The following is a 16,017-nucleotide window of genomic DNA, read 5'->3' on the forward strand; positions in this document are numbered from 1 at the left end:
GCGTGCTCGCTCAGCGGGCGCGCTGACTGAAGGCCACGCTGCCCAGGATCAGCACCGCGGCCACCAGCATGGTCCAGGTCAACGGCTCGCCCAGCAGCGACCACGCCAGTAATGCGCCGAACACCGGCACCAGATAGGTCACCGTGGAGGCCCGCGCCGGGCCGATGCGCTGGATCAACCGGTAGTACATCAAAAACGCCAACCCGGTGCACACCACACCGAGTGCGGTGGCGCAGGCCCAGGCCACCGCCGGCACCGGTGTGGTCGGCCACTGCCACCACGCCAGCGGTGCCAGCAGCAAGGCGCTGCAGCCCAGCGTGGATGCCGCCGATGCGGCCGGTGGCAGATCGCCCATATGGCGCTTCACCAGGTTGTAGCCGATGCCGTACAGCAGCGACGCGGAGGCGCCAGCCAGCGCCGCAGGCCCCACGCTCAATCCAGCCGACTTGCCGGTGGCCAACACCAGCACGCCGATGAAACCGATCAGCAACGCCAGCGCGCGACGCGTGCCGATCTTCTCGCCGAAAAACAGAAACGCGATCAATGCGGTGAACAACACCGTCATCGCATTGCAGATCGCACCGACCGCAGCCGGCGCGTGTTGCGCACCCCAGGCGAACAACAAAAACGGCAATGCAGAGTTGAGCACGCCGATCGCTGCCAGCATCGGCCAGCGCTGCAAGGGGAAGCGCTCCCGCGCCAGCCACAGAAACGGCAATAACACCAACGCACCCAGCGCCAGGCGAATTTCCACCAGCACCACGGTGCCGAACTTGGGCGCGGCTACGCGCATGAACAGGAACGAGCAGCCCCAGACGATGCCGAGGAAACCCAGTTCCAGCGGGGTGCGCCATTCGCGTGTTACCGCTCCCGGCTGTGTCGACGGTTGCGCACTCATGAACGTGCCTCCGGACGCTGCTGTGGTGTGCTGAAACCGCAGGAAACAACACCAGGCAGGCAAACGGACATGGCACGATCATCGCTAAGGGGTAATGCAGCATCGGTTGCAACCGCAGGCAAGACAAGCGCGTAATATCGAGGCGAGCCACAAATCTCACTCATGCCTCGATGAATCTGCGTCCGACCCTGTTACCTGCGCTGGGCGTGTTTGTCGCCGCTGCGCGCCACCAGAACTTCGCGCATGCCGCCGAAGAACTGCACCTCACCGCCAGTGCGGTCAGCCACCACGTACGCAAGCTCGAAGCGCTGTTGGGCGCGACTTTGTTCCAGCGGCTGCCGCGCGGGGTCAAGCTCACCGCCGAGGGGCGTCAACTGGCCGATGCCGCCAGTGCCGCGCTTGCAGAAATCGCTGCAGTCGCCGGCAACCTGCATCCACGCGAAGACGCCATCCCGCTGCGCGTGACCACACTGCGTTCGCTGTCGTATTGCTGGCTGTTGCCGCGGCTGCCGCGCTTTTGTCGCGCGCACCCGCATATCCGCATGGACCTGCAATCGGACGCGGCGTTTTCGCGCTTCGAAGAAGGCGGCCCGGATCTGGGCATTCGCTATGGCCAGGGCGCATGGCCCGGGTTGACCTCGCATCATCTGATGGACGACGAGCTGTTTCCGGTTGCGTCGCCGTCCTTGCCGGAGGTCGCCGCACTGCGTACACCGGCGCAGATCGCGCAATTGCCCCTGCTGAGCGACATGTCGCCGCAAGGCTGGCGCGACTGGTTCCGCGCCGCGCAGGTGCGCGGCACCACGCTGCCGCCGATGCACACCTTCAATGACAGCACCGACGCCATGCGCGCCGCAGTCTATGGCCTGGGCGCAGTGCTGGCGCGCAAGCACATCGCGCAACCGTATCTGCAGCGCTACGAACTGGTACGCCTGCCCGGCCCCACCCTCAAGGCCCGCTACGCCTACTACATCGTGCACCCCAGCCATCGCGTCCCCAGTCCTGCAGCGACGGCCTTTATCGACTGGCTCAAACGCGAAGCACTGGACGAACGCACACCGATGCCGGCGCTGCCAGCCGAGTTGGTGGCGTTGCCGGAAAGCGAGACCTTGGGTGAGCCGCGTTTAAGTCGGCGGCCGCGCAAGGCGTCGGCGTCTGAATGAGGTGGCGCAGGAATCGTCTTTGCATACAACACGGCGCGAGCATTCCTTCTGCCGCGGGACATTGCCTCCTTCATGGGAGAAGGTGCCCGAAGGAGCAGCAGCGAAGCCTGGAGCGGCTGTCCCTTCTCCCTCCGGGAGAAGGTGACCCAAAGGGGCGGATGAGGGTACGAGCGAAGCCTGGTGGAGTTTGAGTGCAAGTGTGGCTTCGCCCCGTACCCTCACCCCAACCCCTCTCCCGCAGGAGAGGGGCTTCAGGGAAAGCGCTCGTTGGGCTACACAGTCGATGGAGCATCTAACGCGCACCATCACCTCGTTTTTTCCTGTCGATGCCTAGGCTTTAGCTCCCCAACCCCTAGGACATTCCCATGCCAACTCTTCGCATGCGTATCACCGGCACCGACGACGACGCGCGTGCCATTGCCAATCTGCTGCAAAGCATCGAAGGCATCGAGCACGTGGAAGAAGTGGACGACCTGATGCCACATCTGGACGACGACGATTCCAGCTCGGCCGGCCTGTCGGACGACGAAGGTCCGGGCAGCCACGAGTTCGAAGTGGAAGCCGGCAACGAAGCCACCGCGCAGAAGGTGCGCGATGCCGTGCAGGAACTGGCGCTGCAACTGGACGTGTTTGTCGAATACGAAGTCGACGAAGGCTGAGCGCGCCGCAGCGACGACTGCGCGGCCATGGCGCGCGCGGTCGTCGCTCAGCGGTGTTGCATCACAGCGTTCGCTGCAATGCCGCCTGCGTCAGGCAGGCGGCGCGCACACGCACTCTCGCTTTCTAAATAAAGCCGAGCACGTGCAAGCTGGTGCAGCATCGCCGACCAGCTTGACCACTAGACCGAAAATGTTGCGCTGAGCCCGGCAGCTTCTCGACGTCACCGCGCAATGCGGCGCCGCCGCGCATGCCAGCGCCAGGCCTGCAGCAGCAACCAGCCGGCAATCACCGCGACCACGGCGACCGGCAGCAATGCCGCAACCGCGCGAATCACGAACGCCACGCTGGACGCGAACACCTGGCCGAACTCGGCGCCCGCTTCGGCAATCTCGCCCCTGCCCTGCTCGCCGCCGGTGCTGCGGAAGTTGAGCGTGAGCAGTTGCGTGCGCACACGGCGTTGTTGCTGCGCCGCTTCTTGCTGAGTCTGTTGCGCTTCGGCTTCGATTTCGGCCAGGCGCTTGGACAATGCCAGCAGATCGGTCACCGCCAGATCACGGCGTTGCTGCAATTCCAGCAAGCGTGCGTGTTCTTTCTGCAAACGCGCCTGCGCCAGGCCGATGTCGGCGATCTGCTGCGCCAGGTCCTCGGCACGCGTGCTGCGCGCGGCGACATCGCCGTGCTGGCCGGCCAGTTGCACCATCGGCTCGATGCCATCTGGCGCCAGCCGCACGCTGACGCTGCCGCTGGGGTCGCGACCACCCGTTTGTTCGACTGCCAGCAACGCGCAGTCGCCGAACTGCGCCGCCTGGCAGGCATTGCGCACCGCCACGATGCGTTGGCCGATCTGGTCGGCGGGCAGCTCGATGCGCACATCGTGCTCATACGCCAATGCGTTGCCCTGCGCGGCGGGCGGTGCCGGCGCTGGAGCGCCACCGTCTGCCGCCATGTCAGCCGAGTGCCTGGCGCACCCGCTCAGCGCCCAGCCCAGCAGCAACCCGACCGCGTAACGCTGCACGCCGCGCCTCATCGGCTGGCTCCATCGACCGCATGTACCTGCAACGCGGACAGATCCAGAGTGGGAAGGCAGCGCACATTGACCGCCACACTGGCCTCGCCGGTTCGGGGATTCATGCCCTCGCTGAACGGGGCAATGCCGCAGTGCGGGCAATGATGATGGTCGAGATGATGTTGATTGAAGCGGTAGGTTCCCAGCGCCTCCGGCTCACTCTGCAGACGCAGTTGCGTGCGCGTCCCGAACCACAGCAGGCCGCCGCGGCGACGGCACAGCGAACAATTGCAGTCGTACGCCTCGGTGATCGGCGCATCGGTCTGAAGATCGAACGCGATGCGTCCGCAATGACAGCTACCGGCGTAATGCATGGTGATCCTCCTTGGAATCAGGCCACTCTAAACCAATGGCGGATGCGGACAAGCGCATAGCTGCCTATGCTTGCGCTTTGATTCCACCAGGATCCACGATGCGTCAACGCCTGCTCGTCCTCGCCCTGCTCGCCGGCCTCAGCGCCTGCCAGCAGCAGCCCGAATCACCGCGCGCCGGCACCAGTGATGCCAGCACCCAGGAGGCGCAGACGCCGGACGCGCGCTTTGCCGCACTGTCCAAGCGTGCACTCGACACCTGGATGCAGCTGTCGCCGGTCACCGCCACCCAGACCGGCGATCACCGCTTCGACACCCAGATCGACGACCTGAGCACCGCCGGCCGTCAGCGCAGCCTGGATGCGGGTAAACAACTGCTGGCCGAGTTGGATGCCATCGAGGTGGCCAAGCTGTCGCGCGAGAACCAGGTCGATGCAGCCATTTTGCGCAATCAGCTGCAATCGGAAATCTGGAACACCGAGGTGCTGCAGAGCTGGGCCTGGGACCCGCAGCTCTACAACGGCCTGGCCGGCAGTGCGCTGTACGGCCTGATGGCGCGCGAATTCGCGCCGCTGCCCGAGCGGCTGACCTCCGCCACCCAGCGCATGGAGAAGATTCCCGGCATCTTTGCGCAGGCGCGCGAGAACCTGGACCCGGCCCGCGTGCCGAAGATCCACGCCGAGACGGTGGCCAAGCAGAACAAGGGCATCCTCAGCATCGTCGATACCTTCATCGCGCCCAACATCGGCCAGCTCGGCCCGATCGAAGCCGCGCGCGCGCAGGCGGCCATCGACAAGCTGCGCAAGGCCGTGGCCGAGCAGCAGGCCTGGCTGGACACCGTGCTGGTGCCCAATGCCAAGGGCGATTTCCGCGTCGGTGCGCAACTCTACGATCAGAAGCTGAAATTCGCGCTGCTGTCGTCGCTGTCGCGCGCAGACATCAAGCAGCGCGCCGAGTCCGAACTCAAGCGTGTGCGCAGCGAGATGTACGGCATCGCCCGCACGGTGCTCAAGGACAAGCCCGGCGCACCAAAACTGCCCGAAACGCCCAACGACGACCAGCAGCAGGCCGCCATCGAAGCGGCGTTAGAGCTGGCCTATGCCGACAAGCCGGCACGCGACAAGGTGGTGGACGCTGCCAAGGCCGCACTGGCGCAATCCACCGAGTTCGTGCGCCAGAAGGATCTGATGACGCTGCCCGATTCGCCGGTGGACATCATCCTGATGCCGGAATTCCAGCGCGGCGTGGCGGTGGCGTACTGCGATTCGCCCGGCCCTCTCGACAAGAATCTCAAGACCTTCTATGCAGTGTCGCCGATTCCCGACGACTGGAACGAGAAGCAGGTCGATTCCTTCCTGCGCGAGTACAACAGCCGCATGATCCACCTGCTCAGCATCCACGAAGGCACCCCGGGCCATTACCTGGAAGGCTGGCATTCGGCCAAGTTCCCCTCCACGCTGCGCGCGGTGCTGCGCTCGGGCATGTTCGCCGAAGGTTGGGCGGTGTATACCGAACGCATGATGCAGGAGCAGGGGTATCTGGATAACGACCCGTTATTCCATTTGGTGCAGCTCAAGTTCTACCTGCGCACCATTGCCAACGCCATCCTCGACCAGGGCGTGCATGTGGACGGCTGGGAGCGCGACAAGGCGATGCACCTGATGACCCACGACACCTTCCAGCAAGAGAGCGAAGCCTCGGGCAAGTGGGTGCGTGCGCAACTGTCTTCCGCCCAATTGCCGACCTACTTCGTCGGCGTGCAGGAACATCTGGATACGCGCAAGGCAGTGCAGGACAAGCTGGGCAAGGACTTCAACCTGAAGGCGTACCACGACCAGATGCTGTCCTACGGCGCCCCACCGGTGCGCTTTGCACGCGAGTTGATGCTGGACCAGCCGATCAAGTGAGTCGTCCCTTCTCCCCTCGGGAGAAGGTGCCCCAAAGGGGCGGATGAGGGTACGGGCGAAGCCTCGTGTAGTCCAACTAGCGAGTGGCTACGCCCCGTACCCTCACCCCAACCCCTCTCCCGACGGGAGAGGGGCTTAATGAAAAGCTGCCTGCATCCCTTCTCCCTCGGGAGAAGGTGCCCCGCAGGGGCGGATGAGGGTACGGGCGAAGCTTCGTGTGGCCAACTGGCGAGTGGCTACGCCCCGTACCCTCACCCCAACCCCTCTCCCGTAGGAGAGGGGCTTAATGAAGAGCTGCCTGCATCCCTTCTCCCGTCGGGAGAAGGTGCCCCGCAGGGGCGGATGAGGGTGCGGGCGAAGCTTCGTGTGGTCCAACTAGCGAGTAGCTTCGCTCCGTACCCTCACCCCAACCCCTCTCCCGTAGGAGAGGGGCTTGCCAGTGCCGTTGTTGCGCGTTTTAAGCAATCTACCAACCAACTACATCACCCATCCGCCGCAACAAACCCACCCGTCTGCCGCGCCCACAGCCGCGCATACAGCCCGCCCTGCGCGATCAGTTCCGCATGCGTGCCGGTTTCGACGATGCGCCCGGCGTCCATCACCACCAGCCGGTCCATGCGCGCGATGGTCGAGAGGCGGTGCGCAATCGCGATGACGGTCTTGTTGCCCATCAGCGCGTCCAGGCTGTCCTGGATCGCCGCTTCCACTTCCGAATCCAGCGCCGAGGTGGCTTCGTCCAGAATCAGGATCGGCGCGTCCTTCAGCAACACGCGCGCAATCGCGATGCGCTGCCGTTGACCGCCCGACAGCTTGACCCCGCGTTCGCCCACATAGGCATCGAAGCCGCGCCGGCCCTCGCCATCCACCAGCGTGTCGATGAAGCTCTCGGCGCGCGCCTTGCGCACAGCCTCCAGCATCTGCGCTTCGGTGGCCTGCGGTCGGCCATACAACAGGTTGTCGCGAATCGAACGATGCAGTAACGAGGTGTCCTGCGTGACCAGGCCGATCTGCCCGCGCAGGCTTTCCTGCGTCACCTGCGCGATGTCCTGCCCATCGATCAGAATGCGCCCCTGCTCCAGGTCGTACAGCCGCAGCAACACGTTGACCAGCGTCGATTTGCCGGCACCGGACGGCCCGACCAGGCCGATCTTCTCGCCCGCGCGCACCTGCAGATCCAGCCCGGCAATCACGCCGCCGCGTTTGCCGTAATGGAAATGGATGTGCTCGAACTGCACCTGTCCCTGCGTCACCTGCAGCGGCACTGCATCGGGCACGTCCTGCACCAGCACCGGCTGCGAGATGGTCTGCATGCCGTCCTGCACGCTGCCGATATCTTCGAAGATGCCGTTGACCGTCCACATGATCCAGCCGGACATGTTGTGGATGCGGATCACCAGGCCGGTCGCCAGCGTGATCGCGCCCACGCTGATCTGGCCGCGGCTCCACAGCCACAACGCCAGCCCGCAGGTGCCTACGATCAGGAAGCCATTGGCCACCGCAATTGCGGTATCCATCGCGGTCGTTACGCGCGTCTGCCTGCGATGCTTCACCGCCAGTTCGTCGATCGCATCGCGCACATACGCCTGTTCGCGGCCGGCGTGTGCGAACAACTTGAGCGTGGAGATATTGGTATAGCCATCGACGATACGCCCGGTCGCCTTGGAGCGCGCATCCGATGCGATCCACGCGCGCGCCTTCATACGTGGTACGAAAAACGCCATCAGCGCCACATACACCACCAGCCAGAGCAGCAGCGGCACCATCAACCACGGGTCGGCTTGCGCGAACAACCACAACGCGCTGCCGGTATAGACCACGATGTACCAGAGCGCATCGACCATCTGCACCGCCGATTCGCGCAGCGAGGTGCCGGTCTGCATCACCCGGTTGGCGATACGCCCGGCAAAATCGTTGTGGAAAAAGCCCAGGCTCTGCCGCACCACGTAGTTGTGCATCAGCCAGCGCGAGCGGTTGCTCAAGCCCGGCACGATCGCCTGATTGACCAGCAGGTTATGCAGGCCGGTAAACAACGGCCGCGCCACCAGCGTGATCAGCGCCATCCACACCAGTTCGCTGGCATGGCGACGGAAGAACTCCGGCCCCGGCCGCTCGGCCAGCATGTCGACGATGCGGCCGAGGAAGTCGAACATCGCCACTTCCACCAGCGCCAGCAACAGCCCGGCGATCAACGTGGCCAGCAGGATCGGCCACAACGGCCGCAGATAATGCAGATAGAACCGCCACACGCTGCGTGGCGGCATTTCCCGCTCGATCGGCGGGAAGACATCGATCAGGGATTCGAACCAGCGGAACATTGCAGACACTTTGAAAAACCGGGAGATCAGGCTAGCCGATCACGCGTCAAGCCGCAGTGGCGCTGGTGCTGGATGGCTGCGTCATCAAGGATGACGGTTCGCTACGGGTTGTTGGCCATGTCTAGTCGCGAACACGTGCCAGCAACCGGTTGACCTCGTCCAGATCGAAATGCGCCGGATCGAAGCGTCCACCCAGCGTCGCCAGCACTTGCACGTGTTGCGCATGGCCTGGGTTGGCGATGATCTGCAGAAACTCCAGGTAGTGCTCGATGCCTTCGCTGTTTTCCGGCGGGCAGGCATTAGCGCCGTCTACACAACGGGCGCCACCCAGGCCCGCATCCGGCGGCAGGATGGCCTCCACCTGCAGGCGATGCTGCCAGCCCGCGCCGCTGCCGTAGAAATAGTCGAACCACTCCAGCTCGCCGACCGCACTTTCCAGCGTGACGCGGGCGGCATGCTTGAGCCGTGGGCGATCGGGAACATCCAGCCCGGACTCGCCGTAGCGGCCGCCGCCCAGGTCGAACTCGTACGGATGCGCACCGTTCCAGCCCATCACCGGTTGCAACACGCGATGCAGCGTCGCCAGACGCAGCGACCCGGCCACCAGCAATCGGCGCCACACCAGCGGCGTGCTGCCCACCAGCGCGAGATGCAACTGATACACCGGTACGGGTGCCTGCACCACCTGCTGTGCGGCTTTCTTTTTTCTGGCCTTGCTCATCGTGTCTTGGCTACCTGTCTGCGGTGCAAGTATGCAGCGATGTGCCACCGGCTGCATCGCTGCATACTTGCAGCCGCCCAATTGCAGGCGGTCAATATCGATGACGCATGCAAGGACGCAAGCAAGCGCACGCAGGTGGCAGACGCGCTTTCAGTACCTCGCAGCGTGGCGGCATCAAGTAATTCCACCGCAGCGCGACGCCAGTTTGTCCCTGCATCTACAGAATCTGCGAAGCAACCTCAGCGCTGCTGCAGACTCGGCACCGCATCGGTCACGTGCGCGTGGCGGCGCATGATCCAGTTGAACAGCGGCGTGGCCATCAGCGTGGACAGGATCGCCATCAGCACCAGCACCGAGAACAGGCCTTGCTCGATCACGCCGGCCTGCAAGCCGATATTGATGATGATCAGCTCCATCAAACCGCGTGCATTCATCAGCGACCCGATCGCCATCGCATCGCGATTGTTCTCGCCGGTGATCCGTGCAGCGGCCCAGCAGGCCAATCCCTTGCCAATGAACGAGGCCGCCAGAATCGCCACGCCGGCCAGCATGATCTGCGGCTGCAGCAGCACGCTGAGCTGGGTCTTGAGACCGGAATAGGTGAAGAACATCGGCAGCAGGAACACCACCACGAACGGCTGCATCATCTCGCGCAGTTTTTCGGTCAACGCGCCCCTGGGCAGGCAGACGCCGAGCAGGAAGCCGCCAAACACTGCATGGATGCCGATCGCATCCATCGCCCAGGCGCTGAGGCAGAACAGCATCAGGATCACCGCCAACACGCCATTGCTCAGCGGCTGGTCCGCCACCACGTAATTTTCGAGCCGCCGCAGCAGATGGCGGCCGACGAAAATCATGAACAACGCGTAGGCCACGCCACCACAGATGGCCAGATACGCACTACCCCAACTGCCGCCGAAACTGGCCAACACGATCGCCAGAATGCACCATGCCGCCGCATCGTCGAAGGCGCCGGCCGTCAACGCCAGCGTGCCCAACGGGCTATTGGTCAGACCGCGCTCGTGAATGATGCGCGCTAGCATCGGGAAGGCGGTAATGGCAATGGCAGCGCCCAGAAACAGCGAAGCTTCCGTCAACTTGGCTTTTTCCGAAAACAAGCCATCCACGTTGATCAGCCACGGACACATCGCAAAGGCCAGCGCGAACGGCACTGCGATACCGGCCATCGACACGCTCATCGCGCTGCGATAGCGCGCGCGGAAATGATCGCTGCGGAAGTCGGTACCGACCAGGAACATGTACAGCCCCACGCCGAACTGGGCCAGCACGTAGAGCACGTCCAGCGTCTGCTTGGGAAACAGCGCCGCTTGCACATTCGGCAGCAACATGCCGAACAACGAAGGGCCCAACGCCACGCCGGCAATCATCTCGCCCACCACTTGCGGCTGCCCCACCCGCTTGGCCAACAAACCCACCAGACGGCAGATCAGCAAGATCACTGCAGCCTGCAAGAAGAAATACACCGACATCTGCGGAGTGGTCATGCGTTCGGCAACATCCCTGAAAAGTGTCGGGATCATAACGAGCCGTGCCGGCGGGCGATAGCCATCGTGCCGCTGGCGCCCGGGCATCATCTGCCGTCGGCACGCCAGCCTGCTCCGGCAGGCAGCACCACGTGATGCGCGCGCGCCGAGCTCGGTTGCCGGCACGCGCCGTGATCAATACCTACCGCAGTCCGCGTTGCGGCGCAGATGGCACCCCAACGCACTGCAAACGGTTGGGGACAGGGTGGACGCTGCGCCGATGCTGCCGTGGCCGCCGGCCACTACGCGCTCCGTGCAGTGAGCGTGACCCGCTTGCAGGACGAATGATGAGTCACTTGTGCCCCGGCTGCTCCGGCTGCCCTGCCGCCACCGGCGTCAACACCAGATCCTGAAAATCGAAACTGAAATCGGTCAGCGGCGAGATCGCCTCCATGCGCATCTCGCGCACCGCGCCATCCGGGGTCAGTGCGAAATTGACGAAGGCATCGGCATTCAAGCTGCGGTCGTCCCAGCGCACGATGAAGGTATCGTGTTGCCAGTGCTCCAGCGTGCCGAGCAACTGCGCGGTCTTGGAAAACTGCATCCGCAGGCGCTTGCCGTCCCGGCGGATCACCACATCGCCGTACCACGGGTCGCGATAGGTCGCCGCATAACTGCGCAGCGGCAACGACGGCGTGGAGCGCGCAGCGCGTGCATCGAGATGCGTCTTCCAACTGGCCTGCGCATTGTCCTTCGCTATACCCTCCGCCTTGGCATAGGCGGCAGTCCAGTCGGTCGGCGGTGCCTGCAAGAACGCATCCAGCACCTCCAGCGTTACTGCCTGGAATGCCTCCCCGGACTCCTGGTTGGTCAGTACCACCACCCCCAGCTTTTGATCGGGCAGCATGGTCACCCGCGAGAACATGCCTGGCATGGCGCCGGTGTGCAGGATCATCCGATGGCCGCGGTAGTCGCCGACCATCCAGCCCTCGCCGTAGCCGGCGAAGTTGGGCCGTGCCGCAGCAAGTTCGGGCACGCGCGGCTCGGGAACGCTGATCGGGGTGATCATCGACCACATCTCGCGCTGGCGCGTGGGACTGAACAACGGTTTGCCGTCGGCAAGTGCGCCACCGGCCAGCTGCACCTTCATCCACAACGCCATGTCGTGTGCGCTGGAATAGATGCCGGCGGCGCCGGAGTTGTTGGACAGCGTCATCGGTGGAACCGTGCGCAGTTTGCTGAAATCGTACTTGGCATGCGCCACCGCAGCGACATCGCCCGGCTGCAGATGATCGGCATTGAAGCGGGTACCACGCATGCCGACCGGCGCGAAGATGCGCTGCTGCAGGAAGTCCGCATACGACATGCCGGATGCCTGTTCAACCAGCTTCTGCGCCACCGCATACAGGATGTTGTCGTAGGCATAGCGGTCGCGGAATCCGCCCTTGAGCGGCACCTTCGCCAGCCGTTGCACCACCTCCTCGGTGGTGTAGCTGGTGGCCGGAAAGTACAGCAGATCGCCGGCGCCCAGGCTCAAACCGCTGCGGTGCGCGAGCAGGTCGCGTACGCGCATTTCCCCGGTAACGTAGGTGTCGGACATGCGGAACCACGGCAGATGGTCGATGACCTTGTCGTCGAGCGAGAGCTTGCCCTCGTCGGCAAGGATCGACAGCGACGCGGCAGTGAACGCCTTGGTGTTGGAGCCGATGGCGAACAAGGTATCGGCCTGCACGGGCGCAGGCTTGCCGATCTCGCGCACGCCATAACCGCGCTCCAGCACCACCTGTCCATCCTTGACGATGGCCACCGCAATACCGGGCACATCGAACTGTTTGCGCACGCGCTCCATCTGCGCATCGAACTGCTGCATGCCGGCCGGCAACGCGCCCGCCTCCACCGCTGCGGTGACCCCGCTGGCGCTCATGCCTGCCAGTGCGATCGCTGCCGACACCATCCACGTCGTCAGTGTCATGCTTCGCTGTGTTTGCATCGATTGATTCCCCAAGCTGGCGCTGACCGGTGACATAAACGTCCGAGAACCAATGGTAGCTGCGGCTTGGGAGATGCACGGGCAGAGGGTTCCGTTTGCGCACCACGGCTTCGTTTCGACCCCGTCGGCAGCGATCAGCGCAGATCTGCCACCGGCGTCAACACCAGATCCTGGAAATCGAAGCTGAAATCGGTCAATGGCGAGATCGCCTCCATGCGCATTTCGCGCACCGCGCCATCCGGAGTCAATGCGAAATTGACGAAGGCATCGGCATTCAAACTGCGGTCGTCCCAGCGCACGATGAAGCTATCGTGCTGCCAGTGCTCCAGCGTGCCGATCAGCTGCGCGGTCTTGGAAAACTGCAGACGCAAGCGCTTGCCGTCCTGGCGAATCACCACATCGCCGTACCACGGGTCGCGATAGGTCGCCGCATAACTGCGCAGCGGCAACGATGGCGCGGAGCGCGCCGCGCGTGCGTCCAGATGCTTCTTCCAGCTGGTGTCCGCATCGCTGTCGGCCTTGTCCACCGCCTTGGCATAGGCGGCCGTCCAGTCGGTGGCCGGCACCTGCAAGAACGCATCCAGCACCTGCAAGGTCACCGCATTGAACGCGGCACCGACTTCCTGATTGGTCAGCACCACCACGCCCAGGTGTTGGTCGGGCACCAGGGTCAGCCGCGACACCATGCCCGGCCAGCCACCGGTGTGCCACACCAGCCGATGCCCGCGATAATCGCTCAGGCTCCAGCCTTCACCGTAGCCGGCAAAATTGGGGCGCGCTGCGGCCAGCTCCGGTACCGCCGGCTCGGCGATCGCAATCGGCGTGATCATCGACCACATGTCCTGCTGACGCTTGGCACTGAACAACGCAGTGCCATCGGGCAATGCGCCAGCGGCCAGTTGCAGCTTCATCCATAGCGCCATGTCGTGCGCGCTGGAATAGATACCGCCGGCACCGGAGTTATTGGACCAGGTCAACGGCGCAACCGTGCGCAGCTCGGTGAAGTCGTATTTGGCATGACCCACCGCCGCGTTGTCGCCGGGCTGCAGATGGTCGGCATTGAAGCGCGTCCCACGCATGCCGACCGGTGCGAAGATGCGTTGCTGCAGAAACGCCGCATAGCTCTGCCCGGAGACCTGCTCGATCACCTTCTGCGCGACTGCGTAAAGAATGTTGTCGTAGGCGTAGCGGTCGCGAAAACCGCCTTTCAACGGCACCTTGGCCAAGCGCTGCACGACTTCTTCGGTGCTGTAGCTGGTGGTCGGCCAGAACAGCAAATCGCCCGCGCCCAGGCTCAACCCGCTGCGGTGCGCAAGCAGATCGCGCACGCGCATCTCGCCGCTGACATACGGGTCGGACATGCGAAACCACGGCAAATGATCGATGACATTGTCGTCGAGCGAGAGCTTGCCCTCGTCGGCCAGCATCGACAACGAGGCCGCAGTGAACGCCTTGGTGTTGGATGCGATGGCGAACAAGGTATCGGCCTGCACCGGCGCGGGCTTGCCGATCTCGCGCACGCCGTAGCCGCGCTCCAGTACCACCTGTCCATCCTTGACGATGGCCACCGCAATCCCGGGCACATCGAACTGTTTGCGCACGCGCTCCATCTGCGCATCGAACTGCTGCATTCCGGCGGGAAGCTCGGCTGCCTGCGTTGTCGTCATCACGCCTGCCAGCATCAGCACGCCTCCACTCAGCCATCGGTTCAAGGTCACTAGCACGTCCTTATTTTCTCGATCAAATCGGTCCGCCGGCACTGTCCAACGACAGCGGCAGCGCTGCCACCAACACGCCGTTGGCATCGGCGTACAGCCAATGACCCGGCACGAACGCCACCCCGGCGAAATTCACCGGCACCTCCACCTCGCCCAGATCGCGCCGCTCGGTGCGGCGTGGGCAAGCGCCCAACGCCAGCACGCCCAGCGGCAGCGTGGCGAGAATCTCCACATCGCGCACGCAGCCATGGATCAACACGCCGACCCAGCCATTGGCCACTGCCTGCGCGGCGATCTGGTCGCCCAGCAACGCGTGCTTCAACGAGCCCTGCCCGTCCACCACCAGCACCCGCCCATCACCAGGCGTGGCGGCCAGCTCGCGCACGCGCGAGTTGTCCTCGAAACAGCGCACCGTCGCAATTGGCCCGTAAAACGCCGCACGCCCACCGAAGTGGCGGAACAGCGGCTCGGCGACATGCACCTCGGGGAAGCGGTCACACAGATCGGGCGTGGTCCAGGTCATCGGTGCGATCTCAAGCGGCGATATCCGATGGTAGCGGCATGGCAGCGTCCGTGTAAGCCGATGGTCGGCTGGGAGGCAGAAGGTGTGTCTGCGGCGCTTACGCCTTGCAAGTACGCGGCGCCGTTTTTTTGAATGGCCACAACGATGCGTGACGTCACCCGACCAACTTGATCACCCGTGCATGCCACATGCGCGCCCAGCAGTCCTTGGCCGCAGCGGCCTTCATCCCTGCACGCCCAGCGACGCTATCATCCAGCCAGGCATGCCTCGATCTGCCCGCAGCTGGGCACACGTGGCTGTCATTACGCCACTGTGGAGCCCGCCATGACCGACCTATTTGACGCACCCCCGCCCGCGCTCGATGGCATCCATATCGGCATTGGCGGTTGGGTGTATACGCCGTGGCGCGGGGGCATGTTCTATCCGCAAGGGTTGGTGCAACGGCGCGAGCTGGAATACGCCAGCCGCCACGTCACTGCAATCGAAATCAATGGCACTTACTACGGCGCGCAAAAGCCGGCGACGTACGCGAAGTGGCGCGACGAAGTGCCGCCGGGATTCGTGTTCTCCGCAAAGGCCCCGCGCCGTATCACCCAATCGCGCAAGCTGGCGGGCACCAAGGCGCAGGTGGAAGACTTCATCGGTGGCATTGCCGAGCTTGGCGAAACACTCGGTCCGTTGGTATGGCAGTTCGAGCAGGGGCATCGCCTGCAGGCCGATGACCTGGATGGTTTTCTGTCGCTGCTGCCCAAACGCGCCGGCAAGCGCGTGCTGCGGCACGTGCTGGAAATCCGCGACCACGACGCGGTGGACGCCTCGCTACTGGCATTGGTGCGCCGGCACGGCGTGGCCACGGTGTTCACCGATTCGCAGGAGCATCCATCCTTTGCCGACCTGTCCACCGATTTTGTCTATGCGCGCTTGATGCGCAGCCAGGCGCGTCTCGCTGCAGGTTATCCGGCGCCGGCGTTGGCGCGCTGGGCCGAGCGCATCCAGGCCTGGCGGCGTGGCGAGGATCCGGCGGATCTGCCGCACATCGATGCTGCGACGCAAGCCAACGCAACACCGCGCGAGGTGTTCGTGTTCTTCATCAGTGCTGCGAAAGAGCGTAATCCCGCTGCTGCGATGGCGTTGCTGCAGACGCTGGGTTCGCGCTAGTCCTGCCAGCGCGTGCCGCCGTCGGCAACCCGCGTGCATGGCCGCTCGACGTGGTTGGCGCGCAACCGGCGCGTGTTTGGCGGCATGACGAATTAAGCGACAA

The 16,017-nt window shown here is 64.3% G+C and carries 13 protein-coding genes; 4 read left to right on the forward strand and 9 right to left on the reverse strand.

Going from position 1 to position 16,017, the window contains the following annotated elements; genetic code table 11:
- Nucleotides 1-10: 10 nt before the first annotated feature.
- A complete protein-coding gene (locus tag ABS769_RS05015; RefSeq protein ID WP_317060571.1) occupies nucleotides 11-898 on the reverse strand; it encodes a DMT family transporter in 888 nt (295 codons plus the stop codon).
- A 170-nt stretch (nucleotides 899-1,068) separates the two neighbouring features.
- Here ABS769_RS05015 and ABS769_RS05020 point away from each other — a divergent pair, with 170 nt between their 5' ends.
- Both ABS769_RS05020 and ABS769_RS05025 read left to right on the forward strand, forming a co-directional pair.
- The gene (locus ABS769_RS05020; protein ID WP_317060572.1) at nucleotides 1,069-2,061 is read left to right on the forward strand and encodes a LysR substrate-binding domain-containing protein; all 993 of its coding nucleotides are present in this window, start codon (nucleotides 1,069-1,071) and stop codon (nucleotides 2,059-2,061) included.
- A gap of 365 nt (nucleotides 2,062-2,426) precedes the next feature.
- The gene (locus tag ABS769_RS05025; protein ID WP_023903350.1) at nucleotides 2,427-2,720 is read left to right on the forward strand and encodes a hypothetical protein; all 294 of its coding nucleotides are present in this window, start codon (nucleotides 2,427-2,429) and stop codon (nucleotides 2,718-2,720) included.
- A 221-nt stretch (nucleotides 2,721-2,941) separates the two neighbouring features.
- Here ABS769_RS05025 and ABS769_RS05030 read toward each other — a convergent pair whose 3' ends face one another.
- Nucleotides 2,942-3,748, reverse strand: coding sequence for a DUF4349 domain-containing protein (locus ABS769_RS05030; protein ID WP_317060574.1), 807 nt, complete (start codon nucleotides 3,746-3,748; stop codon nucleotides 2,942-2,944).
- Nucleotides 3,745-4,101 carry a GFA family protein gene (locus ABS769_RS05035; RefSeq protein ID WP_205394297.1) on the reverse strand — a complete coding sequence of 119 codons (357 nt, stop codon included), beginning with the start codon at nucleotides 4,099-4,101 and terminating at the stop codon, nucleotides 3,745-3,747. Before ABS769_RS05035 ends, ABS769_RS05030 begins: the two co-directional genes overlap by 4 nt.
- A 98-nt stretch (nucleotides 4,102-4,199) precedes the next feature.
- Here ABS769_RS05035 and ABS769_RS05040 point away from each other — a divergent pair, with 98 nt between their 5' ends.
- Nucleotides 4,200-6,005, forward strand: a complete 1,806-nt coding sequence (locus tag ABS769_RS05040) for a DUF885 domain-containing protein (protein ID WP_317060576.1) — start codon at nucleotides 4,200-4,202, stop codon at nucleotides 6,003-6,005.
- A 482-nt stretch (nucleotides 6,006-6,487) separates the two neighbouring features.
- Here the strand turns inward: ABS769_RS05040 and ABS769_RS05045 are convergent, their stop codons facing one another.
- The 6 genes from ABS769_RS05045 to rraA all read right to left on the reverse strand — a co-directional run bounded on the left by ABS769_RS05045 (nucleotide 6,488) and on the right by rraA (nucleotide 14,756).
- On the reverse strand, nucleotides 6,488-8,320 hold the full coding sequence (locus tag ABS769_RS05045) for an ABC transporter ATP-binding protein (protein WP_317060577.1): 1,833 nt from the start codon (nucleotides 8,318-8,320) through the stop codon (nucleotides 6,488-6,490).
- Between the two features lie 121 nt (nucleotides 8,321-8,441).
- Nucleotides 8,442-9,041 carry a plasmid pRiA4b ORF-3 family protein gene (locus ABS769_RS05050; RefSeq protein ID WP_317060578.1) on the reverse strand — a complete coding sequence of 200 codons (600 nt, stop codon included), beginning with the start codon at nucleotides 9,039-9,041 and terminating at the stop codon, nucleotides 8,442-8,444.
- 239 nt (nucleotides 9,042-9,280) lie between these two features.
- Nucleotides 9,281-10,546: a cation:proton antiporter gene (locus tag ABS769_RS05055; protein ID WP_317060580.1), complete on the reverse strand. Its 1,266-nt coding sequence runs from the start codon at nucleotides 10,544-10,546 to the stop codon at nucleotides 9,281-9,283.
- A 331-nt stretch (nucleotides 10,547-10,877) separates the two neighbouring features.
- Nucleotides 10,878-12,449 (reverse strand): serine hydrolase, encoded by a 1,572-nt coding sequence (locus tag ABS769_RS05060; RefSeq protein WP_317060615.1) that lies wholly within the window; start codon nucleotides 12,447-12,449, stop codon nucleotides 10,878-10,880.
- A gap of 200 nt (nucleotides 12,450-12,649) precedes the next feature.
- Nucleotides 12,650-14,233, reverse strand: a complete 1,584-nt coding sequence (locus tag ABS769_RS05065) for a serine hydrolase (RefSeq protein WP_317060581.1) — start codon at nucleotides 14,231-14,233, stop codon at nucleotides 12,650-12,652.
- Nucleotides 14,234-14,255: 22 nt separating this feature from the next.
- On the reverse strand, nucleotides 14,256-14,756 hold the full coding sequence (gene rraA / locus ABS769_RS05070; RefSeq protein ID WP_317060582.1) for a ribonuclease E activity regulator RraA: 501 nt from the start codon (nucleotides 14,754-14,756) through the stop codon (nucleotides 14,256-14,258).
- 324 nt (nucleotides 14,757-15,080) lie between these two features.
- On the opposite strand from rraA, the gene ABS769_RS05075 reads away from it, so the two are divergent.
- Nucleotides 15,081-15,914: a DUF72 domain-containing protein gene (locus ABS769_RS05075; RefSeq protein WP_317060583.1), complete on the forward strand. Its 834-nt coding sequence runs from the start codon at nucleotides 15,081-15,083 to the stop codon at nucleotides 15,912-15,914.
- The last annotated feature ends 103 nt before the right edge of the window (nucleotides 15,915-16,017 follow it).

Origin of the sequence: Xanthomonas hortorum (genome assembly GCF_040279205.1) — a bacterium.
GTDB lineage: Bacteria > Pseudomonadota > Gammaproteobacteria > Xanthomonadales > Xanthomonadaceae > Xanthomonas > Xanthomonas hortorum_F.

What these genes read in the sequence shown, in the direction of transcription:
- ABS769_RS05040 (WP_317060576.1), top strand. Translation starts at nt 4,200, where the DNA reads ATGCGTCAACGCCTGCTCGTCCTCGCCCTGCTCGCCGGCCTCAGCGCC.
- ABS769_RS05030 (WP_317060574.1), bottom strand. Translation starts at nt 3,748, where the DNA reads ATGAGGCGCGGCGTGCAGCGTTACGCGGTCGGGTTGCTGCTGGGCTGG.
- ABS769_RS05020 (WP_317060572.1), top strand. Translation starts at nt 1,069, where the DNA reads ATGAATCTGCGTCCGACCCTGTTACCTGCGCTGGGCGTGTTTGTCGCC.
- ABS769_RS05050 (WP_317060578.1), bottom strand. Translation starts at nt 9,041, where the DNA reads ATGAGCAAGGCCAGAAAAAAGAAAGCCGCACAGCAGGTGGTGCAGGCA.
- ABS769_RS05035 (WP_205394297.1), bottom strand. Translation starts at nt 4,101, where the DNA reads ATGCATTACGCCGGTAGCTGTCATTGCGGACGCATCGCGTTCGATCTT.
- ABS769_RS05060 (WP_317060615.1), bottom strand. Translation starts at nt 12,449, where the DNA reads ATGAGCGCCAGCGGGGTCACCGCAGCGGTGGAGGCGGGCGCGTTGCCG.
- ABS769_RS05025 (WP_023903350.1), top strand. Translation starts at nt 2,427, where the DNA reads ATGCCAACTCTTCGCATGCGTATCACCGGCACCGACGACGACGCGCGT.
- ABS769_RS05055 (WP_317060580.1), bottom strand. Translation starts at nt 10,546, where the DNA reads ATGACCACTCCGCAGATGTCGGTGTATTTCTTCTTGCAGGCTGCAGTG.
- ABS769_RS05075 (WP_317060583.1), top strand. Translation starts at nt 15,081, where the DNA reads ATGACCGACCTATTTGACGCACCCCCGCCCGCGCTCGATGGCATCCAT.
- rraA (WP_317060582.1), bottom strand. Translation starts at nt 14,756, where the DNA reads ATGACCTGGACCACGCCCGATCTGTGTGACCGCTTCCCCGAGGTGCAT.
- ABS769_RS05015 (WP_317060571.1), bottom strand. Translation starts at nt 898, where the DNA reads ATGAGTGCGCAACCGTCGACACAGCCGGGAGCGGTAACACGCGAATGG.
- ABS769_RS05045 (WP_317060577.1), bottom strand. Translation starts at nt 8,320, where the DNA reads ATGTTCCGCTGGTTCGAATCCCTGATCGATGTCTTCCCGCCGATCGAG.